The following is a 21,792-nucleotide window of genomic DNA, read 5'->3' on the forward strand; positions in this document are numbered from 1 at the left end:
TAAAACTTATTCTCAAAACCAACTTCTTATCAAATCCACTGCTCAAAGCAATCAACCCAATTCCAAGTAACTGTTTTTCAACAAGTTTCTATCTGCATCACCGCCGATGGATGTGCATTATAGACGATTAAATTCCCTTGGCAAGGGGTATTTCAGCCTTTTTTCATTGAGTGCCGTTTTTTTCTACTATTTTACGGAAAAAGTGATATATATGCCTTTTTTTTAGGCATTTCAGTCAACGTAAGATGAGATATTAAACTTTTTTTACTTTATCAACTTCATGTAGAATAGATTATTCGTGCAATAGTTTGGCCTTAACTCACCATGTGGCAGTTCGCTAAGAAAGTATTTGTTTGCATACTTGTAGTGTTTGCTACGAGTGGGCCTTGTTATGCCAATTCAAAACATAACTTCTATGTGCTTACTTTATCTATTCTAAGCTACAGTAAGTGGGAGAATGTAAATACTCCTACTCTTTGTGTTATTGATAATCCCTCTATTACATCTACCTTTCAATCTTATATCCAGCAAATGTCTTATAATTATCGTGTTCAAACTGTAAACGCGAAAGATTTTGCACGGTCACATTGTCAGGCTGTTTATTTTTCTACTACTTCTCCACAGCAGCAACAAAGCCTTATTCAGAATTATCCTTATCGTTCTTTACTTTCTTTAAGCATCAATAATTCAGACTGTGAAATAGGAAGTATCTTTTGTTTATATAACCAAAATAATTACACGACCTTTAAAGTTAACTTAGATGCTTTAAGTCACTCCAAAGTTCATATTGATCCGAGAGTATTGCTCTTGGCTAAGAATGCGGAGTGAGGATTATGATATCTAAGTTGTATCAGTCCACTTCATTGCATGCTTTATTTAGAAAGTCTCAATTTACGATTTTTGCAATTACGTTCTTTATTTGTTCTTTTACATTTGTATCGATTTCTGTTTTTACAATGGAAACCTATGCAAAGCAAAATTTACAATTGCTCAGTCATACCCTGCTCGAACGTATTCAACCAGCAGTTGTATTTAATGACAAAATTACGATAGAGCAAATTTTGAATGAATATACGAATGATCATTCGATTCGTACTATTCATATTTATGATTCAGAACATCATTTAATTGCACAAAGTTTTAAATTATCAAGTCAGACTTCAATTTTGGAGGGTTGGTTTGATCATTGGTTTTTAAATGACCCCGTTCATCTTACCATTTATCATCATGAACAGAATGTTGGTGAGCTAACGCTTTTTGGCAGTTCTGAAAAAATATTACAGTTCCTGAAAATGATTATGGTAGGGCTCGCAATTGCGATGTTGTTTATTGTTTGCGCTTTGTGGTGGTCAGTAAACTTAACTTATCGCCAAATTATGCAGGCTATTTATCCACTTACCAATATTGCTCAAATTGTAAGTGAGCAAAAAGCTTATAATCTTCGGTTCCCTTATAATCGCATTAAAGAATTTCAAGATTTAAATACTGTTTTTAATGAGTTACTTGAAGAAATTCAGATATGGGACAATCAATTACAAAAAGAAAATCGTAAATTGTCATTTCAGGCTCATCACGATCAGCTCACCTTATTACCTAATAGACATTATTTTTATCAAATTCTTTTAGATATGTTTGAAGATAAGGGGTTTGATAACAAATCTGCTTTATTATTTATAGATAACAATAACTTCAAAGCGATTAATGACCAGTTTGGACATTTGGCTGGAGATGAAGTTTTAAAAGAAATGGCGAATCGCTTACAAACCCGTTTACGTCATCAAGATTTTATTGCGCGTTTAGGTGGCGACGAATTTGCTGTCATTTTGCATTCCATTAGTCATGCTGATCATTTAATATCTATTGCTGAAAATTTACTCGAAAGCTGTAAAGAACCTTTGCATCTGAATGGTCAAACCATTTACTTCAGTTTTAGTGTAGGTATTGCTTTATCACAATTTGCATCTAGCCCCGAAGATTTCATTATGCAAGCAGATCAGGCAATGTATAAGGCTAAAAATTCGGATGAACGCTGGTTTATCTATAAACCTGAAAATTAAATTTAGGCTAATCTATGAATACAAGATCTTTAAAACTCTCCTTTATTGCATTGCTATGCATTACTCTTGCAGGGTGCCTGAGTTTTGGTCCATTAAAATATCGTCAAGTAAAATTACTCAAAAAAGAGGGTTTTGTTCTTACCGATGAAGGATGGACTCTGGGTTTACCAGAACGTTTGTTGTTTGACTTTAATAATGCAGAGTTAAAACAGAGCCATGAAGCTGAGTTAGTGCGTCTAGCATCTCAATTGAATAAATATGATCTTAATAAATTGAAAATTGTTGGTCATACTGATGATGTTGGCGATGCTGCTTATAATCAAAAGCTGTCTGAAGAGCGCGCACAAAGTGTGGCAAACCTTTTCTTAGCTCGCGGGTTTAAGCAAGAAAATATCTATGTGATTGGTCGCGGTTCAACACAGCCCTATGTTCCAAATACAACCAATGAAAATCGTGCGATTAACCGACGTGTTGCCATTGTTGTTATTCCATAATTTCAATTCATAAAAAAGCCAATCCTCTGTGATTGGCTTTTTTATTTTAAACTAACTCAATAATATCAATTGTTGGCGGCACTCTAAAACGTAAAGGGATGCCGACCATTCCTGTGCCAACTGTCACAAAAACATCGGCATGTTCGTGAGAGTAAAATCCACGTTTATGACCTAAAATTGACACTTTTTTCATAATATAGGTGGTAAGCCATGGAAGCTCAACCTGCCCCCCATGTGTATGCCCAGATAACATTAATGGACGATTCGGCAATTTAGGCACCATGTCTACCGTATCGGGATTATGGGAAAGAATTAACCAAGGCTTGTCTTGTGGTAAATCTGGCATCGAACGCATGTCGGTTTTTCCAGCCCAGAGATCACCAATACCAATCAAACGAAATTCTTCAAAATCAACTATTTTGCCTTCAATATCGACAACTTCATTATAAAACAAGGCATCTTTTAATAATTGTTGGATAGGTGGTCCTGGATATTGCTCATCATGGTTTCCAGGAACGGAGTAAACAGGTGCCTGAATTTCTTTTAAAACACTCAATTCTTGAATTAGTCTATTTTCCGGCTCATATGTCCAGTCACCTGCCACAACCACTAAATCAGGTTGCTGTTCATTTAATTTTTTAACTATTGTCTTTAGTTGGCGCTCATGCCCTGAAAATAAACCAATATGTAAATCAGCAATTAACGCTACTTTTACAGGTTTATTAAAACTTCGATCTGGATTTAATCGATATTGATGTGTATCGACACGTACTAGATGAGGTTCAATAAATCGGGCATAAATTAAAACGCCACTTAAGAAAAAGATGAAAATACCTTGATGAATTGAATAGTAACCAGTCCAAGCAGCATATAAGTTAAAGAACCAGAGAGGAATAAGTAGATAAGAGAGATAAAATGCGAGTAAATGGACAAAAGCTTTAAATGGATGAATAGTCTCGGTCCGAGATTGGTGAATCCAAGCTTCAGAAATCCCCCATAAAGCAAGTATTGAAAATATAAAGTAAAAACAAAAAATAATTGAATTTGGATTCCACATTACGACTCTCGACTTATCTTATATTGATTGCTAGTAATCAAATTCAATATTTATCTTTCAATATGCACGAATTATACTCTAGCTCACGTTATCGTATGTACTGATTATGGCACAATCCATTCATTCCAAACAGCTTCAAACGAATCAACAAGCTAAAGGCTTTTTGATAAAAGCCTCTATAGTCCTATGTTCTAGTTTTGCTGTGGGTTTGACAGGATGTAGTACTCTGCCAAAACATGGTGTTGAACCAGTACAATATGCAAAAGATATTGATACCTCTGAGACCTCACTTGCCAAACTGATTACTCCCTTACGTCAGCAAAACCCAAAACTAACAGGTTTTCACGTATTAAATGATCCGTTGGAGGCTCTAGCAGCCCGCCTAAGATTAATTGATAAAGCCGAAAAGACATTAGATTTACAATATTACATTTGGGACAATGACAAAGTTGGTGCTTTGGCGTTACACGCGATTATTCGAGCAGCTGATCGCGGGGTAAAAGTCCGACTTCTTATTGATGATAATAATGCAAAAAAAATAGAAGGGATTTTACTTGCCCTTTCTCAGCATAAAAATATTGAAGTTAAGCTTTTTAACCCCTATCGTTTTCGTAAATATCGCGCGATGGATATGGTGCTTGATTTAAAACGTATCAATCGTCGTATGCATAATAAAAGTTTTATTGCCGACAATGAGGTTGCTCTTATTGGCGGACGAAACATGACAAATCAATATTACAATGTAAGTGATAGTTATCAATTCTCTGATGTCGATGTGATGTTAGTTGGTGCTGCTGTTGATGATATTGTGAATTCGTTTGATGACTACTGGAATCATGAATATGCATATTCAGTTCAAAGTATCGTAAGCCCTGAACAGCACCGTCTACGCTATGAAGGATTAAAAGAACAACTTGAAGCTCACTACCAACAGGCAACTGTTCAAAACTTTCTAAACTTAACTGCAAAATCACATGCATTTGATGAATGGTTAAATCGCAATATTCAATTCGACTGGGTCAAAGCCGAAGTCGTAAAAGACTCACCAGATAAAATCAAATCAAAGGCTAAAAAAGAAGAGCACCTTAATTTCCAGTTAATTAACCATCTAGAAAAACCAGAAAGTAATGTTGATTTAATTTCAGCTTATTTTATTCCAGAAAAGCAAGGTGCCAAGATTTTAAGTACTCTTGCCAAAGAAGGTGTTGAAGTCCGAGTTTTAACTAACTCGTTTAAAGCGAATGACGTTGCCGTTGTGCATGCCTTTTATGGGAGGTACCGTAAAGAACTTCTTAAAAACGGCGTACAACTTTATGAGTTTTTACCGACACCAGATAAAAGAGATTTAAATAAAAATACAGATGAGCTTGCAACTAAAGCAAAAGTGAATATGAAAGGATTAAGCCGTTCAAGTTTACATACAAAACTTATGGCATTAGATGAGCAGGTTTTTATTGGTTCATTTAATTTTGATCCACGCTCAGCATATTTGAATACTGAAATTGGCGTAATTTTGGATAGTCCATCATTGGCTAAGACCATTCACCATACGATGGACGAAAATTTAAATAAATATGCTTATAAGCTAAAGCTTGACGCTAATAATCATATTTATTGGCAGCAAGAAACCTCAAACGGTCCTTTAATTTATAAACAGGAACCGGAGATGAAATGGTGGCAAAAAGCAGGCATGAAGTTTCTTTCATGGCTGCCAATCGAAGGATTCATGTAATTAGTTTTGGCTTAAGTACTTTTTGATGTAGTTGAGCCAAGCCTTCTACCATTTTTTCTTGAACTTCATTCGTTAAACTTTTCACATCATGCCCTTCCACGGAAATTGGTGGCAAAGTTAACAAATGAGCTGTTACTTTCGGCATTTCAAGTACACGTTGAATATGTTCAGCAAATGACATCTCACCAATGAATGGAGCAACTGTATCTAATTGTCCATAACGGTTTACATAACAAATTAAACATACCTGTACTGGACGTTGGGCCTCAATAGCAGCCCCGAGTAAACGGCCATGTACTTTCTTCACAGAATGCCCATCTGTGGTAGTCGCTTCAGGGAAAAATAGTACAGGAATATTTTGTTTTAAAAATTCGGTAATTTGCTCACGGATTCTAACGGAGTCCCCAGACCCACGCTTAATAAATAAAGTTCCACCACCTTTAGCTAAATTCCCGAAAATGGGCCAATTTTCAATTTCAGCTTTAGCAAGGAAGAAAACTCGAGCACCTGAACCTAAAACAGCAACATCTAGCCAAGAAATATGATTACTTACCCAAAGAGCAGGTTCTCGAGGAATTGTTCCGTGTACTTCTACATCTAAGTTAAAAACCTGACATAAACGGCGGCAAAAATATTGAACATAGCGTGTATTAACCGGATTATTAGGATCTTTATAAAGGCCATGTCGATAAACTAAATAAAAACCTTCACTAATTGCAGCCGTGGCAGAAGTGACTTTTTTTCCGTATAAACCTATTTTTGATAATTTCTTTAACGTTGAATTAACTATACTTTGCGTTTGAGCCATAAAATTTCACTAACGATCAATCATTGTTATACCCATCTCGAGCATTCTATACGTTTCAGAATAAACTTGCATTGATGATAGAGAACGGGAAATAAAATAAATTCAGACATCTCTAACTACATTTAACTAATCTAAAGGATAAGAACAAACGCTTTCCCCTTTTGCTTAAGTTTCATCTAGAATAAAGTTTTCCCATTTTCAGGATTTATAGCCACGTGGAATATGTTGATCGGCATCAAGGCGGTGAACGCACAATTTTAGTGAGTGTTTCTGTACAATTATTAGATGATCTGGATGCCGAAGAGTTTGCTCTACTTGCACAGTCTGCTGGTGCAGATATCCTTGAACATATTAAGGTTCAGCGAAATAAACCCAATCCTAAATTTTTTATTGGTTCAGGGAAAGTTGAAGAAATTGCAGAGCGAGTTCAGGAACTAGAAGCAAGTCTGGTGATTTTTGATCATGCTTTATCACCCGCTCAAGAACGAAATTTAGAAAGAATATTAAAATGCCGAGTCATTGACCGTACTGGCTTAATTTTAGATATTTTTGCGCTGCGTGCCCGTACGCATGAAGGTAAATTACAAGTCGAGCTTGCACAGTTAAAGCATTTATCTACGCGTCTTATTCGTGGTTGGTCAGCAGACTTTGAGCAACAAAAAGGTGGTATTGGCTTACGTGGTCCTGGTGAAACACAACTAGAAACAGACCGTCGCCTCATTCGTGTACGTATTGCCCAATTAAAAGATAAATTAGAAAAAGTACATCAAACCCGTATACAAGGGCGTGCTGCAAGACAAAAGGCAGCCATTCCAACTGTATCGCTAGTTGGTTATACCAATGCGGGCAAATCAACTCTATTTAATATTTTAGCGAAAAGTGATGTCTACGCAGCCGACCAACTGTTTGCAACACTCGATCCGACATTACGCCGTTTGGAATGGGATGGTATTGGTACTGTCGTGTTAGCAGATACGGTAGGCTTTGTACGAAACTTACAACATGATTTAGTTGAATCATTCAAAGCAACACTTGAAGAAACACTTGAAGCCACTCTATTACTGCATGTTATTGATAGTAATAGCCATGACATGCTTGATCAAATTGAAGCAGTTGAAGGTGTATTAAAAGAGATTGGCGCAGATGCTCCAGTACTTCGGGTATACAACAAAATTGACTTAAGTGGTGAGGAAGCCAAAATCATTTATGCCGAGCCACATGTACCAGATCGAGTTTATGTTTCTGCTCATGCTGGCCTTGGTCTAGAATTACTTCAACAAGCAGTGCAAGAATGTTTAATGGGTCAAATTCAACATTTTTCACTGATTCTTAAACCTGCTTATGGCAAATTGCGCACCCAACTTTATGCTTTAAATGTGATTCAGTCTGAACACTATGATGATGCGGGCTTATTGCATATTGATGTACGTATTGCCCCACATAAATTAGAAAAGCTTATTCGCCAAGCAAAACTGCCCTTAGAGGAAATCTTGGGAGAACGTGCTAGTCAATTTAGCCGTCCCTTGGAGGAGTTTGAAGTCAAGGGTCAGATCAGTTAAAACTTGATAAGTAAACTTTTAGAGATAAAAAATATGGATAAGATCAAAAGTATAGACTGGACAGCATGGGTAGCAACTTTACTACTCATTATTGGTTTTCGTGAAGGCTCTGTCATCGTCATGCGTGCTTTTGGTCATCCAGAATTGGGGAATCTCGTTGGCTTAATCAGCTTACTCACTATTTTGATTATCTGGAGAAAGTTCAAAAAAATCCCTCTCCGGATAGTCGATACGAATAATAAAATTATGAAAGAAAGTGGATTTGCCTTTTTACCCGTTTGTGCTGGCTCCTTAATTATGTTGGTGCATATGGGTAAAGAAATTCCACTATTCCTTTTTGTTTTAGTAGTCAGCACCCTTATACCTTTGTGGGTCTATGCAAAAATGGCAAAACGTTGGTTATAAGGAGAATAAAATGTTTACGATTTTTTACGGTTTTTTAATCACACTCATTGGTTATCTCTGTGCAAAACCTTTAAACCGACGTTTTCCGCAAGTTCCACTTTTAGTTTTCGGCATGTTCATTGTCATTGCCTTACTTTCAGTTTTACAAGTCCCTTATGAACAATACCGTCTTTATGTGAATGAGTTATTTAGCCATTTATTGGGGTATGTGACTGTAGCCTTAGCAATTCCTTTAGCTTCAATGCGTTACGATGACCTTCCAATTAAATCGGTTATTGGGATTTTATGTTTTGCAAGTATAAGCGCCGTTGCTTTGCCTATGGGCCTCGCTTATTTGTTACATATGTCAGAACCTACTATTCTTGCATTTGCAACCCGTGCGGTGACTACCCCTATCGCCCTGAATATCGCAACGTTATTGCATGCTCCTGAAACGCTGGTGACCCTTATTGTTATTTTATCTGGGGTTATTGGCGCTGCATTTTCACCATTTTTACTCAAGCATATTCATGATGAGCGTGCTTCCGGTTTAGCCTTAGGTTTAGCTGCTCATGCCATAGGAACAGCTCAAGCTTGGCAGCGCGGACCAGTTGCAGGTCGCTACGCTGCATTTGGTATGGCTTTGAATGGCGTATTTACTGCAATTTGGTTGCCGACATTAATGTTGTCACTTGGAACACCTTAATTAAGAAGCCGATTAAATAAACATTGAACGGTATATCAATTCGAAATAAGATGATCTTTCAAAGTTAAAAGGATTTTTAATTATGGGGAAAATTTTTATTGGGGCGCTGCTCTTACTGGGGATCAATACTGCTACATTTGCAGCAGATATTACAGGTCTTTGGCAAACAATTGATGATAAGACAGGTGCTCCCAAAGCACAGGTACAAATACGAAAAGAAGCAAATGGGACTTATGCTGGAAAAGTTACTAAAGTCACGCCGCGCCCGGGTTATACCCCTAAAGAGATTTGTGATAATTGCCCAGCACCATATACCAATAAACCAATTTTAGGTCTAGACATTGCAACGGGCTTAAAACAAACAGATGGACTTAATTTTACTGGCGGTAAAATTTTAGATCCGAATACGGGCAAAGTTTACGGACTTAAAGCAAAGCTTAGCGCAACTGGCAACCGTTTACATATGCGTGGTTATCTCGGTGTTTCTGCTTTAGGACGTAATCAAATCTGGATTCGCGTAGAATAAAAGTTAAAAATAAAAAAGCCGCTTATGCGGCTTTTTTATTTTCACTCGGGTACAACCCTCGTCTTGCTCTCATGAAAAGCATTGCTTTTCCTATATTCGCTCAGGATTATCAACAGCAAAGATTTCTTTGTCTTCAAGGCGATAAGCCATTAGTTTTCGTCCCCAAACACAGCCGCCATCAATATTCTGGATCTGCTCATTAACGCTTCTACCTTCTAGGGCAGCCCAATGACCAAAAATAATCTGATGAGTCTGAGCAGCTTTACTTGGAAATTCGAACCAAGGTAAATAGCCTTCTGGCATTGGCGCATCTAGAGCATCTTTAAAACTGAACTCTAAAGCTCCTTCTGCGTTGGTTAAACGCATGCGAGTCAGATAATTGGTAATACAACGTAAACGTGCTGAACCAGTTAGATCGTCTTCCCACAAATCGGGTTTTGAACCATACATTTCTGCTAAAAAAGCATCTAATACTGATAAATCTTGATGTGAGAGTACTGCTTCAACCTCTTTTGCTAGTGTTGCAGTTTTTTGTGCATCCCAAATGCAAGGTATGCCCGCATGAGTAAGAATTGTGTGCTCGTTTGGGAATAAACATAAAGGTTGTTTACGCAACCAGTCGATTAATTCATCGCCATCAATTGCATCAATAACATCCTGTGTGCGATCTTTTTCTTTAATCTCTTTTAAACCACGTGCACCCGCAATTAAAGTCAGGTCATGATTTCCGAGTACAGTTGCAGCTGCACCGCGATCAGCAAGTTTTTTAACAAAACGTAAGGCACCCACTGAGTTTTCGCCACGAGCGACCAAATCACCAGCAAACCATAAAAAATCTTGGTCTGGATCAAAACGTATTTCTTTAAGTAAGGCTTTCAGAGCTTCAAAACACCCTTGTACATCGCCAATCACATAATTAAAACGTTTAGTCATTTATCCCACCATTTGATCGGCTAAAGCAACAAATTGAGTCAGTGTTAAAGTTTCCGGACGAGCCATCGGATCAACGCCTGCTTTTTCAAAGCCATCTTCAGCGATCATACCTTTAAGACTATTTCTTAGGGTTTTACGACGTTGGGTAAATACATGACCAACCAACCGAGCTAAAGCTTTTTCATCTTTTGCAATAATTGGCTTTTGTTCATAGGGAACAAGGCGGAAAACAGCACTCGTTACTTTAGGTGGTGGGTTAAATGCGCCAGCTGGCACTTCAAACAAAAACGTTGGTTGGCAATAATACTGAATCATTACCGACAAGCGACCATATTCTTTTGTGTTTGGCTCCGCCGTAATACGGTCAACCACCTCTTTTTGGAGCATAAAGTGCATGTCTTTAACTTTACTGCCAAATTCCAAGAGATGAAAAAGTAATGGGGTTGAAATGTTATAAGGTAAATTACCAACCACACGTAATGGTCGACCATCTTTTACCAGTTCGTTAAAATCATATTTTAATGCATCAGCTTCTATAATCGTTAAACGTTCAGGATGTGGAACGCGTTCTGGTAAGCCTGCTGCTAAATCACGATCTAGTTCAACAACTGTTAATGCATCACATTCTCCAATTAAAGGAGATGTTAATGCGGCCAAACCAGGTCCAATTTCGACAACATTTTCACCCGCACGCGGATTCACCGAGCGCACGATTTTGGCAATGACTCGCTGATCATGTAAGAAGTTTTGACCAAAACGTTTACGAGCTTTATGCCCTTCATCTTTCGGGTTTAGGGCATTAATTTGATACATAGAACATTTCCAACATGAAAAATTTAGCTCGCTGCCAAAGATAAAGCTAAATCGACAGCGACATTTAAACTTGAGCTTTTTGCCAAACCAGTACCGGCCAAAGACAATGCCGTGCCATGATCGACCGAAGTTCGGATGAATGGCAAACCCAATGTAATATTGATGGCCTCACCAAACCCTTGTGATTTTAACACAGGTAGACCTTGATCATGGTACATGGCAAGTACAGCATCAGCATTTTTAAGATGTTCAGGAGTAAATAAGGTATCCGCAGGCAAGCTTAGGCTCATTTTTATTCCTTGTGCCCGATAACTTTCAAGTACTGGATTAATGGTATCAATCTCTTCGCGTCCCAAATACCCATCCTCACCCGCGTGAGGATTTAATCCGCAAACAAGTACGCGCGGATCCATAATCTTAAATTTAGTTTTTAAATCATGTAATAAAATATCAATGACCTGATGCAAACGCTCTTTGGTAATTGCATCTGCAACATCTCTTAAGGGCAAATGTGTAGTAGCCAAAGCAACACGTAAGGTCTTGGTTGCAAGCATCATGACGACACGCTCTACACCTGCAAATTCTTGATAGTATTCAGTGTGTCCACTAAACAAAATACCTGCATCGTTAATGACCGACTTTTGCACAGGAGCAGTGGCAACCCCAACACTTTTACCAGACATTGCATAATCAGCTGAACGGCGTAATTGTTCTAATACATAAGCTGCATTAGCTGAGTTTAATTGCCCATCAACAACCGCCGTTTCTAAAGGTACATGCTCTATATAAAGTTCACCTGAAGACGACGATTCAGCTTGTCCCGTATATTCTATAAACTGAATATTTATACCGAGTTTCTGGGCACGTTGTTCTAATAAATTCCAGTCACCCAAAATAACAAGTGGGCGTTCATCAACTCGCTTAGCCAAGCTCAAGCAAATATCTGGACCAATACCAGCCGGCTCACCGGAAGTGACATATAAAGGCAGCACAATCACCCCAGACACATAACGAAAATTTGTTTGATTTTAACATATCCCGCATTCATCAGTTTATGGATTAAATTATATGGCTTAAACTGGATTTTTCTTGTGACTTTGAACAAACTCGTTTAGAATGCTCGCTCCTTTTGTTTGGACAGATTCCATAGTCCAAACCAACTATAATAGGTAGTGGTTTAATGAAAACTCTCAGCGCTAAGCCAGCTGAAGTTCAACATGACTGGTATGTTGTTGATGCTTCTGGCAAAACTTTAGGTCGCCTTGCGACTGAAATCGCTCGTCGTTTACGCGGTAAGCACAAAACTTCTTATACTCCTCACGTTGACACTGGCGATTACATCGTTGTGATTAATGCTGAACAAGTTCAAGTGACTGGTAAAAAAGCACTTGATAAGAAATATTATCGCCATACTGGTTTCCCTGGTGGTATCCGTGAGACTAACTTCGAGAAGTTAATTGCTCACAAGCCTGAAGCTGTTCTTGAAAAAGCAGTTAAAGGCATGTTACCAAAAGGTCCTCTTGGTTATGCAATGATCAAAAAAATGAAAGTGTACGCTGGTACTGAGCATCCGCATGCTGCTCAACAGCCACAAGTTTTGGACATCTAAGGGATACAGCACATGGCTACTAATTATGGTACAGGTCGCCGTAAGACCGCAACTGCACGTGTTTTCTTGTCAGCTGGTACAGGCAAACTCGTTATTAACAACCGTACTTTAGAGCAATATTTCGGTCGTGAAACTGCTCGTATGGTTGTTCGTCAACCTTTAGAACTTTTAGAAGTTACTGAAAAGTTTGACCTTTACATCACTGTTAAAGGTGGTGGTATTGGTGGTCAAGCTGGCGCGATCCGTCACGGTATTACTCGTGCGCTTATCGCTGCTGACGAAACTTTAAAACCTGTTCTTCGTCAAGCTGGTTTCGTTACTCGTGATGCTCGTGAAGTTGAACGTAAGAAACTTGGTTTACGTAAAGCTCGTAAACGTCCTCAATTCTCTAAACGTTAATTCGTTTATCGAGTTGGACAAAAAGCCTTGGATTTTTCCAAGGCTTTTTTATTATGAAAATAGAACAATAAAATGCAAACTTATAAATATAAACAAACTATCTCGTTAGAACCGTGATTTCCTAGAGCATTTTTAGTATCCTAATCGATTCACTCAACCACGTCGTCTTGTGATATGTCGGTCGAAAACACCTCTATTCAGGGGATTACCCTTTACAGTCATGCTGATGATTTCCGTTCTCACTGGATTCGTTTCTTATTAGCAGAAAAGCAAATCAAATATCAATTGATCGTAACTGACCATGAAGACGAAGATTTAGCAAGTTTAAATCCTTATAACCAATTGCCGATGTTGGTCGAGCAAAACCTTAAATTATTTTCAGCGCCTATTATTGCTGAATATTTAGATGATCGTTATCGCCAAGGTAAGCTTTACGCAGATGCGCCAATGATGCGTGCAGAGCAGCGTCAATATATATGGAGACTTGAAAACGACTGGTTCAAATTAGCAGATCAGATGTTAAAGCATGCTGATTCTTTAAATGTCGAACAAAAGCAAAAAGCTCAAAAAGAATTACGTGAAACTTTAATTTCACTTACTCCCCTATTTCAGCATTTTCCTTATTTTATGTCTGAAAATTTCACCATCTTGGACTGTATGCTTGCCCCTATTTTCTTAAGGCTAAATAGCATGGGAATCGATTTACCGAAACAGCACTGCCGACCGATACTTTTGTATTGTAAACGTATCTTTGAGAGACCTTCTTTTGCTAAATCAATGACGGCTCAAGAGAAAAACCGTTACAATGAACTATTAAATATGGAATAGTGTGATATGTCTGAGCAACCTATTGATTTAACCCCTACACGTCCTTATCTTGCTCGTGCAATCTATGAATGGATTTGTGATAACCAACTTACTCCTTATCTATTAGTGGATGCAACACAGCCACATACAGATGTTCCACAGCAATTTGTTAAAGATGGGCAGATCGTTTTAAATATCGTACCTCATGCTGTTCATCAACTTCTTATTGCTAATGAAGCCATTACTTTTTCTGCCCGTTTCGGGGGGGCATCGAAAGACATTTATGTACCTATCCAAGCAGTTTTAGGTATTTATGCACGTGAGAATGGGCAAGGTTTATTCTTTGATCCTGAAGAATATGCCAATGTAGCGCCTGTAGAAAATATAGCAGAGCCAGAAGTACAAGAAGCTGAAACAACATCAACCAAGAAAAAACCAACGTTAAGAATTTTAGATTAAATTTAGAGGAAGAAAGCATGGCATTTGATTTAGTCCAATACTTTGCTGAGCAGATAAAAATTCAAAAGCCTCAGCTTTTAAATCAATATCCAGTTAATGAAAAAAATAAACTGATTGATGAAGTGAATATTCTTACGCTTGGAAAACTGATTAGTTTATGGCGCCAAGATGACAATAAGATTTATCATGAAATTAAAGCTGCAGATCCACTTTATATTCAGGAAGTTGCTCGCCATTTGACAACTTCTAAACATAACCAGTCAGCTTTAAAAAATTCAGAATTAGAACAGAGTATTTCTGAAATTTTAACTTTGCAATTGGCAGAACTTAACCAGCTCGATGAAACAGGCGGTTTTGGGCATAATGGCCTAAAAGAATTAATTTTAGGTCAAGTCGAACACTTATCAGGTCAGGCAGAAGATTGGGTTTGGTCAACAAACCACCTAAATGAATTAATTGGTTCTAAACCTGTGGAACAAGAAGAGCTATCATTGGATACAACAATGAAGGAGTTCAACCAAATGGTTCACCAAGCCCAACCTCATCATGATGACGTGCATATTGAAGAACAAGTTACCGAGATTTCTGTACCGACATGGTCAAAGATTATTGCCCCTGTCGTTGCTTTAGCAATTTTAGGCTACCTCTATTGTATTTATACACAGCTCGTTTAGTTTGCTCATTGTTATAAAAAGGGGAATTTGTTATTCCCCCTTTTTTTGATTAAAATTAGCATATTTTATTAATCAATATTGTATTAATATTCTATTACAATTGTTTTATCTAAGTTTTAAAATATATAATGTAAACCGCAGCACAATATTAAAAGTATAATGTAAAAGTAATCTTATAATATTTTTTATAATCTGACATTTTCCGTCACTTATTTACTAAAACTGAAACTTCATACTTTACTTGATTGATTGACTTCAAATTGTGCAGAAATATAATGAATTTCAACTACTTTTAGAAAAGTAGTAAATATAATTTTAGAATCCTGAGAGAAAATACATGGCTAAACTTTCTTTAGATAGCTTAACTGAAATTGATGGTTTTATTGCTTCTGCACTTGTTGATTCAGAAAGCGGTTTATCACTTGCAACACAAGGTGGTGGGGAAATTGATTTAGAATTGGCTGCTGCAGGAAACACGGAAGTAATTCGCGCAAAGCGAAATATCGCCAATGCATTGAAATTAAATGATAATATTGAAGATATTTTAATTACTTTAGGTAAGGCTTACCACTTAATTCGACCTTTAGAAAGTAATAATAATTTGTTCCTTTACTTAGTACTTGACCGCAGCAAATCTAATTTAGCTATGGCCCGTCATGAGTTAAAGTCATTTGAAAAAGAGCTAGACTTTAGCTGATTAATATAAGATGTGCTTTTTATATTTATTATGAAAAGCACATTAAAACCTCTATCTTATTCAATAAAATTTAATGTGATACTATGGATAGGCATTGCATAAATATTGCAACTTCTGGTTTAAGTTCAAAAGTTTCAGATGAATTAAAAATACTAATCAGGAATTTTATATCTAATCAATACGGTATTAATTGGGTTAACATTTCAAGCGATCATATTGATCTATTATTAATTAACGAAAATTTTTTTGACTCTGACAATATTCAAAATATTCTTCAAAAGAAAAAGTTTCCTTATTTAAAAATTAGTAAAACTCCTTCAAAAAATGGATATCAAGTTTATGAACATACTCTGTATCTACCCCTAGAAAAAGTAGAACCTTTATTAGATTGGCTACAAAAAAATCTATTATCATTTTTAAATCAAAATAGTGTTGCGATAGTTCCAGATTTATCTACTGAGCTCCTCATTATTGATGAGCAATTCATAAGAAATTTGCATAACCCAGAAAATACTAAATTACATTTATTTGATGATAAAGGTACTCTAGCTATTATTGATAACAGAGCTCAAATTGCTTGGATAGAACCTTCCCGTCAAAAAGCACATACCAATATGAGCTTTAACTTTGCTTTTGCTAAAACATCTGATTTTACTAAGGTTTCTCGTAAAAAAAGTTATTGCTTACAAGACTGGTTATGGAACCTAATTTGGTGTTCAAAAGACTTTGAAAATTTAGCTTCAGTTGATGGTTACTTCAAAATCGATTATTGGCCACAGCCCTACCAAAAAGAATATAGAAAAGTGAGCCTACAACTCTCCGCATGTTTTATACAGGGTGCAAAAATTACTGATGTTGCTAAACAACTCAACTTATCAATCGACGATGTCTTACGCTTCGTTACAGCTTGTGTAATGGCAAATAACGGAAGTTTTGTTTCGGCGAATAAATGTTCTTATGTACCTAGCTCTCATTTAGAAAATTCAAATATAGACAATCATTTTTTTAAAAACTTTATCGGGAAGATTAGACGTCGCTTTGGTCTTTAAGGAACATTATGATTATACAGCAATATAAAATTGTCTTTGCAGGCAGCATGGGGGCTGGAAAAACAGAAGCGATTAAATCGTTATCTGAGATTCCAATTTTGGGAACGGAAGCATTCAACACCGATGTACAAAGTCACCAGAAAACCCAGACCACTGTAGGTATTGATTATGGTGAAATTACTTTAGATGATGGAATCAAAATTGGACTCTATGGCACCCCAGGACAAAGCCGTTTTGATTTTATATGGTCGGTTATTTGTGAAGGTGCGATCGGTGTTATTTTATTATTAGATCATAATAGTCCGAATCCAATTGACGAACTAAATGACTACTTAAAAACCTTTAAAAATTATAATGATAATATTGCGATTGGTATTACTCATATTGATGAAAATAAAGAATCCTCTCTTCAGCAATATCGTAATTGGATAAAAGCAAATGAACTGACTTATCCCTTATTCTTCATTGATGCACGAGAGCAAGAACACATTTTAATGATGGTTGAGTCATTAATTGCATCACTTGAAGTTAAGGTCGGGGCAACATCACAGGGGAATAATCATGCTTAGTATTCCAGTTCAAAAACGCACAGCACCAACGCAATTACTACAACTCGCAAAAGGTGAAGCTCATAATATTTTGATGAATACACGTGGCGTAGATTTTGTGATGATTTGCTCTTCAGATGGTTTTGAATTGGCGACAGTAAGTCATAAAAACTACCATAACACCACAAAGTTAGCAGCGGTGAGTAGCTCAATTTTGGCAATGGTGACTGCATTTTTAAAAGAGATTAAACTCACAGGTTGTAATAACATTACGCTAGATGCAGATAATGGCAAAGCCATTTTGACAGCTATTCCTGCTGTTCATCACCCAATGGTCATGGTCACCTTAAGTAATAAAGAGGTTCTTTTGGGACAACTACTGTATAGCTTGAAAAAAGCAAGCCAGATCATTGCTGAGGCAGATGGGGAATAGATCATGATTCTCCACTAAAAAATACCGCTCATATAGAGCGGTATTTTTATTAAATTTGAATACTAAATAGCATTTGCCTTTTTTTTACTTGTTGCCCTTGCTGTCCTAAAATATCTTCGACTACTCCATCGACATCAGATCTAATTTGTTGCTGGATCTTCATAGCTTCAAGTACCAATAAGGTTTGCCCTTTCACAACTTGATCGCCTTTATTGACCAAGATATTGATCACAGCACCATCCATAGGTGCACGAATTTTACCATCTCCCGCAACATCAGCCGTTTCTGGAGCAGCGTAAGTCACATTGCGAATCGCGACATTGCCATTGTCTCGATCTAAATAAAGCTGATCGCCGTCTAAAACATATTGAACACGGCGGCGTATACCATCAACAACATAGGTCAGTTGCTCTACCGTTTTCTCAATGACTTCAATACAAACAGTTTGATCACAGAGCTGTACCGTAAATGCGTTATTTACAGTTGAAAGCTGTAACTGGATTTGCTGATCGTCATATTTTAGTTTTAAGGGTAATGGAACACCAAGCCCAGTTTGCCACACCGCAGTACCTTTATTCTGACTAAATAATGCTGCTGCAAGAGCCAAGGTTTCTAAAGATAAAACCTGAGAGTGTAAGCTGCTGTCATCTTGGAAATGCTGTTGAATGAATGCGGTATTGGTATCACCAGCGACAACGACTGGATGACGTAATAAATTGACCAAGAATTGTTTATTGCTGTTTACACCAAGCAAAACACAATCATCTACAGCACGAGCCAGCAGACGAATCGCATCCTCTCGAGTTTTACCATATGCAATCACTTTAGCTACCATCGGGTCATAGAAAGGGCTAACTTCATCTGTTGCTAACATGCCATGATCAATTCGTACATTTGGCAAAATTGTGGGCTTCCAACGTAAAACTTGACCTGTTTGCGGCAAGAAATCTTGACGTGGATCTTCAGCATACAAACGGACTTCAATTGCATGTCCCTTGATGAACAATTCATGTTGTTGCAATGGTAAATGCTCGCCATTAGCGACACGCAATTGCCATTCAACCAAATCTAATCCTGTAATAAGTTCAGTAACCGGATGCTCAACCTGCAAGCGTGTATTCATTTCTAGAAAATAGAATTCACCCGATGCATCAAGCAAAAACTCAACAGTTCCCGCGCCTACGTAAGCACATGCTTTGGCAGCCGCAACAGCAGCCTCTCCCATTTGCTGACGCAGTTCGAGTGTCATGACTGGACAGGGTGCTTCTTCTACAACCTTTTGGTGACGGCGTTGAATCGAACAATCACGCTCAAACAAATACACATAATTGCCATGCATATCACCAAAAACTTGAATTTCAACATGGCGCGGCGCAATCACTGCTTTTTCTAAAATAAGCTCACCTGAACCAAATGCATTTTCAGCTTCTGAACGTGCAGTTTGTAAAGCCTCTACAAGCTGGGATGACTGCTGAACCAAACGCATACCACGACCACCACCGCCAGCAGAAGCTTTCACCATTAGCGGATAACCAATTTGCTCTGCTTGTGTAGCCAAATATTCAAGGTCTTGACGATCTCCCTCGTAGCCCGGCACACAAGGTACACCCGCTTCAATCATGGCAATTTTTGAAAGTCGTTTACTTCCCATCAACTCAATTGCAGAAGCTGTCGGACCGATAAAAGTAATTTGGTTATCGATACAGGCCTGAGCAAAATCGGTATTTTCTGACAAAAAGCCATAACCTGGGTGTACAGCATCCGCGCCTGTTTTTTTGCAAGCTTCTATAATTTTGGTAATTGAAAGATAAGATTCAGATACTTTAGAAGCTCCAATATAAACTGCTTCATCAGCTTCTTGCACATGGCGAGCATTACGGTCTGCATCGGAATAGACCGCCACAGTTTGATAACCCATTGCCTTTGCTGTCTGCATCACCCGAACTGCTATTTCACCACGATTGGCAACCAGTACTTTTGAAAATTTCATTGTTTTTATCCTTATCTTTTATTGCTCATCGGCCCAATTCGGCAACCGTTTTTGAATAAAAGCCATCGTTCCCTCTTGCCCTTCAACACCACCAACTGCTTGAGCAAATTGTTGTGCAGCATCATCAAGCAAATGATTTAATGGTTCATTGAGTGTTCGATGTAATAGTGCTTTCGTCATACGTGAAGCTTGTGGTGCAGCGCGTTTGATTTGCTGAATAGTTTCCTGTAATTCCTGTTCTAGCTCTAATTCATTATGAGCAATCTGATGGACTACTCCGACACTGAGCGCCGTAGGTCCTTCAAAATGCATCCCCAACAAAGCAAGTCGTCTAGCCTGAGTTAGACCAATACGCTTCACTACAAAAGGAGCAATCTGCGCAGGAATTATTCCTAGCCCAGTTTCAGGCAATCCAAACTGGGCATTGTCACGGCTAATCGCAACATCGGAAACACATACCAGACCAAAACCGCCACCTAGAACAGCCCCTTCTAAAATCACCACAACCGTCTGTGGGGCGGTTTCAACTTGCTCAAGCATGGCACCAAAACGGCGGTTAAAATCAGCATAAGGTTGTAGGCTACCGACATTGCTCGCTTCAACTCTCAAAGCTGCCATATCTTTAATATCACCACCTGCGCAAAAAGTTCCTCCTTCACCACGGATGATGACCGCACGAATCGAAAGATCATCATGAATAGCAGCAAAGACCTGTTGAATCGCATTGACCATATTCAAATTCATGGCATTACGGCTCTCTGGTCGGTTTAACCAGAGGTATAAAATACTACCGTCCTGTTCTAATTGAATGCTGTCATCAATATCTAAAGCTTGTAGAGATTTGGAAAGTGTCATGGCTTATTCCTTATTTTTGTTTTTTTGGCAAGATATCCATAAGTTTGCAGATAATCCCCAACATAATCTCATCGGCTCCACCACCAATAGAACCTAAGCGGCCGTCACGGTAAAGCTGAGATGCAGGGTTATCCCACATAAAGCCATTGCCACCCCAATATTGCAAACAGCTATCTGCCACTTCGCGGGTTAAACGTCCTGATTTCAGTTTTGCCATTGAAGCCAGCATGCTGACATCTTCACCGGCAATATGCTGTTCACACGCTTGGTAGGTTAATGCTTTTAGTGCTTCAACTTCAGTCATAAGTTCAGCAAAGCGGAAATGGATATATTGATTATTGATGAGTGGCTGACCGAAAGTGGTACGCTCTTTGGTATAGGCAATGGTTTTTTGAATTAATGTTTCCAATCCTCCAATCGAATTGGCACATGCCCACAGACGCTCTTCCTGAAATTGCATCATCTGCATCATAAAACCCATGCCTTCTGCACCGACTAAATTACGCTGTGGCACACGCACGTTATCTAAATAAACTTGTGCTGTGGTGGTTGAACGCATTCCTAATTTATTGAGCGGTTCTGAAAAACTAATGCCTTTAGTTTTTGCCGGTACAATAATCATCGATTTATTGACGTGCGGTTTATCGTCAGAAGTGTTGGCTAGAAGGCAGAAAAAGTCGGCTTGTAATGAGTTAGTAATCCACATTTTGCTGCCGTTAATCACATAATCATCACCATCTTTTTTGGCCGTAGTTTTAATTGCCGCCACATCAGAACCAGCATGAACTTCAGATACAGCAATCGATGCCACATATTCCCCAGCAATGGCTGGTGTTAAAAACTCATCACGTAATTCTTTACGACCAAAACGTGCGAGAGCTGGTGTTGCCATATCGGTTTGTACACCAATCGCTAAAGGCACGCCCCCACAAGCTGCACGGCCAATTTCCTCGGCAACAACAAGGTTATAAGAATAATCTAAAGCTAAACCACCATTTTCTTCAGGCTTACAAATCCCTAATAAACCAAGGTCACCCATCTTTTTAAATACATCATGAATCGGGAAACGACCCGCCTCTTCCCATTCTGGAATATTCGGATTTAGCTCATTTTCAACAAATTGACGAGCTGTACGGCGTAATGCTTCATGTTCGGCAGTAAATTTCATTACATTCTTCCTGATAATTTTTTTAATTGCGGTAA

25 protein-coding genes are annotated in these 21,792 nt (G+C 38.1%); 17 read left to right on the top strand and 8 right to left on the bottom strand.

The genetic code is table 11. The features are described 5' to 3' along the window. Nucleotides 1–324: 324 nt before the first annotated feature. From MKL38_RS17010 to MKL38_RS17020, 3 genes are read left to right on the top strand one after another with little or no spacing between them, the layout of a single operon-like run. Entirely contained in the window at nt 325–828 is a 504-nt protein-coding gene (locus MKL38_RS17010; RefSeq protein ID WP_003656067.1) for a YfiR family protein, read from the top strand. Between the two features lie 5 nt (nt 829–833). Beyond that, a complete protein-coding gene (locus MKL38_RS17015) occupies nt 834–2,057 on the top strand; it encodes a diguanylate cyclase domain-containing protein (protein WP_004638724.1) in 1,224 nt (407 codons plus the stop codon). Nucleotides 2,058–2,071: 14 nt separating this feature from the next. Next, nucleotides 2,072–2,551 carry an OmpA family protein gene (locus MKL38_RS17020; RefSeq protein ID WP_270903881.1) on the top strand — a complete coding sequence of 160 codons (480 nt, stop codon included), beginning with the start codon at nt 2,072–2,074 and terminating at the stop codon, nt 2,549–2,551. 46 nt (nt 2,552–2,597) lie between these two features. Here the strand turns inward: MKL38_RS17020 and MKL38_RS17025 are convergent, their stop codons facing one another. After that, complete coding sequence (locus tag MKL38_RS17025; RefSeq protein ID WP_017391503.1) at nt 2,598–3,608, bottom strand: metallophosphoesterase; 1,011 nt, start codon at nt 3,606–3,608, stop codon at nt 2,598–2,600. Between the two features lie 106 nt (nt 3,609–3,714). On the opposite strand from MKL38_RS17025, the gene MKL38_RS17030 reads away from it, so the two are divergent. After that, nucleotides 3,715–5,340, top strand: a complete 1,626-nt coding sequence (locus tag MKL38_RS17030) for a phospholipase D family protein (RefSeq protein ID WP_270903882.1) — start codon at nt 3,715–3,717, stop codon at nt 5,338–5,340. On the opposite strand, the gene MKL38_RS17035 is transcribed toward MKL38_RS17030, so the two are convergent. Continuing rightward, nucleotides 5,333–6,148, bottom strand: a complete 816-nt coding sequence (locus tag MKL38_RS17035; protein ID WP_270903883.1) for a lysophospholipid acyltransferase family protein — start codon at nt 6,146–6,148, stop codon at nt 5,333–5,335. The two genes, MKL38_RS17030 and MKL38_RS17035, sit on opposite strands and share 8 nt — an antisense overlap. Before the next feature lie 215 nt (nt 6,149–6,363). Between MKL38_RS17035 and hflX the strand changes: the two genes are divergently transcribed. From hflX to MKL38_RS17055, 4 genes are all read left to right on the top strand, one after another. Beyond that, complete coding sequence (gene hflX, locus MKL38_RS17040) at nt 6,364–7,707, top strand: ribosome rescue GTPase HflX (RefSeq protein WP_270903884.1); 1,344 nt, start codon at nt 6,364–6,366, stop codon at nt 7,705–7,707. A 33-nt stretch (nt 7,708–7,740) separates the two neighbouring features. Further along, entirely contained in the window at nt 7,741–8,112 is a 372-nt protein-coding gene (locus MKL38_RS17045; protein ID WP_004638713.1) for a hypothetical protein, read from the top strand. A gap of 10 nt (nt 8,113–8,122) precedes the next feature. Next, on the top strand, nt 8,123–8,797 hold the full coding sequence (locus tag MKL38_RS17050; protein WP_270903885.1) for an LrgB family protein: 675 nt from the start codon (nt 8,123–8,125) through the stop codon (nt 8,795–8,797). 82 nt (nt 8,798–8,879) lie between these two features. Then, on the top strand, nt 8,880–9,323 hold the full coding sequence (locus MKL38_RS17055; RefSeq protein ID WP_270903886.1) for a DUF2147 domain-containing protein: 444 nt from the start codon (nt 8,880–8,882) through the stop codon (nt 9,321–9,323). 90 nt (nt 9,324–9,413) lie between these two features. Here the strand turns inward: MKL38_RS17055 and MKL38_RS17060 are convergent, their stop codons facing one another. The 3 genes from MKL38_RS17060 to pdxA are packed head-to-tail and all read right to left on the bottom strand — an operon-like array spanning nt 9,414 to nt 12,076. Beyond that, on the bottom strand, nt 9,414–10,256 hold the full coding sequence (locus tag MKL38_RS17060; protein WP_198497219.1) for a symmetrical bis(5'-nucleosyl)-tetraphosphatase: 843 nt from the start codon (nt 10,254–10,256) through the stop codon (nt 9,414–9,416). Further along, nucleotides 10,257–11,069 (bottom strand): 16S rRNA (adenine(1518)-N(6)/adenine(1519)-N(6))-dimethyltransferase RsmA, encoded by an 813-nt coding sequence (gene rsmA, locus MKL38_RS17065; protein WP_017391499.1) that lies wholly within the window; start codon nt 11,067–11,069, stop codon nt 10,257–10,259. It lies immediately after the preceding gene. 23 nt (nt 11,070–11,092) lie between these two features. Further along, entirely contained in the window at nt 11,093–12,076 is a 984-nt protein-coding gene (gene pdxA / locus MKL38_RS17070) for a 4-hydroxythreonine-4-phosphate dehydrogenase PdxA (protein WP_270903887.1), read from the bottom strand. Between the two features lie 173 nt (nt 12,077–12,249). Here pdxA and rplM point away from each other — a divergent pair, with 173 nt between their 5' ends. The 9 genes from rplM (at nt 12,250) to MKL38_RS17115 (ending at nt 17,744) form a co-directional block, all read left to right on the top strand. Next, nucleotides 12,250–12,678, top strand: coding sequence for a 50S ribosomal protein L13 (rplM, locus tag MKL38_RS17075; RefSeq protein ID WP_003656097.1), 429 nt, complete (start codon nt 12,250–12,252; stop codon nt 12,676–12,678). Nucleotides 12,679–12,690: 12 nt separating this feature from the next. After that, nucleotides 12,691–13,077 (top strand): 30S ribosomal protein S9, encoded by a 387-nt coding sequence (rpsI, locus tag MKL38_RS17080; RefSeq protein ID WP_002048725.1) that lies wholly within the window; start codon nt 12,691–12,693, stop codon nt 13,075–13,077. 174 nt (nt 13,078–13,251) lie between these two features. Next, a complete protein-coding gene (locus MKL38_RS17085; protein ID WP_004638694.1) occupies nt 13,252–13,905 on the top strand; it encodes a glutathione S-transferase N-terminal domain-containing protein in 654 nt (217 codons plus the stop codon). Nucleotides 13,906–13,911: 6 nt separating this feature from the next. Continuing rightward, a complete protein-coding gene (locus MKL38_RS17090; RefSeq protein WP_004638692.1) occupies nt 13,912–14,343 on the top strand; it encodes a ClpXP protease specificity-enhancing factor in 432 nt (143 codons plus the stop codon). A gap of 17 nt (nt 14,344–14,360) precedes the next feature. Beyond that, nucleotides 14,361–15,017 carry a hypothetical protein gene (locus MKL38_RS17095; RefSeq protein WP_270903888.1) on the top strand — a complete coding sequence of 219 codons (657 nt, stop codon included), beginning with the start codon at nt 14,361–14,363 and terminating at the stop codon, nt 15,015–15,017. Between the two features lie 337 nt (nt 15,018–15,354). Beyond that, nucleotides 15,355–15,714, top strand: a complete 360-nt coding sequence (locus MKL38_RS17100; protein WP_003656109.1) for a hypothetical protein — start codon at nt 15,355–15,357, stop codon at nt 15,712–15,714. Nucleotides 15,715–15,797: 83 nt separating this feature from the next. After that, nucleotides 15,798–16,763, top strand: coding sequence for a hypothetical protein (locus tag MKL38_RS17105; RefSeq protein ID WP_270903889.1), 966 nt, complete (start codon nt 15,798–15,800; stop codon nt 16,761–16,763). Between the two features lie 8 nt (nt 16,764–16,771). Further along, on the top strand, nt 16,772–17,332 hold the full coding sequence (locus MKL38_RS17110) for a GTP-binding protein (RefSeq protein ID WP_151745422.1): 561 nt from the start codon (nt 16,772–16,774) through the stop codon (nt 17,330–17,332). Beyond that, nucleotides 17,325–17,744 (top strand): roadblock/LC7 domain-containing protein, encoded by a 420-nt coding sequence (locus MKL38_RS17115; RefSeq protein WP_209832200.1) that lies wholly within the window; start codon nt 17,325–17,327, stop codon nt 17,742–17,744. Before MKL38_RS17110 ends, MKL38_RS17115 begins: the two co-directional genes overlap by 8 nt. Nucleotides 17,745–17,793: 49 nt before the next feature. On the opposite strand, the gene MKL38_RS17120 is transcribed toward MKL38_RS17115, so the two are convergent. Genes MKL38_RS17120 through MKL38_RS17130 form a run of 3 tightly spaced genes read right to left on the bottom strand, consistent with a single transcriptional unit; the run spans nt 17,794 to nt 21,757 of the window. Then, complete coding sequence (locus MKL38_RS17120) at nt 17,794–19,734, bottom strand: acetyl/propionyl/methylcrotonyl-CoA carboxylase subunit alpha (protein ID WP_270903890.1); 1,941 nt, start codon at nt 19,732–19,734, stop codon at nt 17,794–17,796. Nucleotides 19,735–19,752: 18 nt separating this feature from the next. Beyond that, nucleotides 19,753–20,589, bottom strand: coding sequence for an enoyl-CoA hydratase/isomerase family protein (locus tag MKL38_RS17125; RefSeq protein ID WP_270903891.1), 837 nt, complete (start codon nt 20,587–20,589; stop codon nt 19,753–19,755). 10 nt (nt 20,590–20,599) lie between these two features. Further along, entirely contained in the window at nt 20,600–21,757 is a 1,158-nt protein-coding gene (locus tag MKL38_RS17130) for an acyl-CoA dehydrogenase family protein (RefSeq protein WP_056481856.1), read from the bottom strand. Nucleotides 21,758–21,792 lie beyond the last annotated feature (35 nt).

Source organism: Acinetobacter sp. AOR14_HL (assembly GCF_027855175.1).
GTDB classification, from domain to species: domain Bacteria; phylum Pseudomonadota; class Gammaproteobacteria; order Pseudomonadales; family Moraxellaceae; genus Acinetobacter; species Acinetobacter calcoaceticus.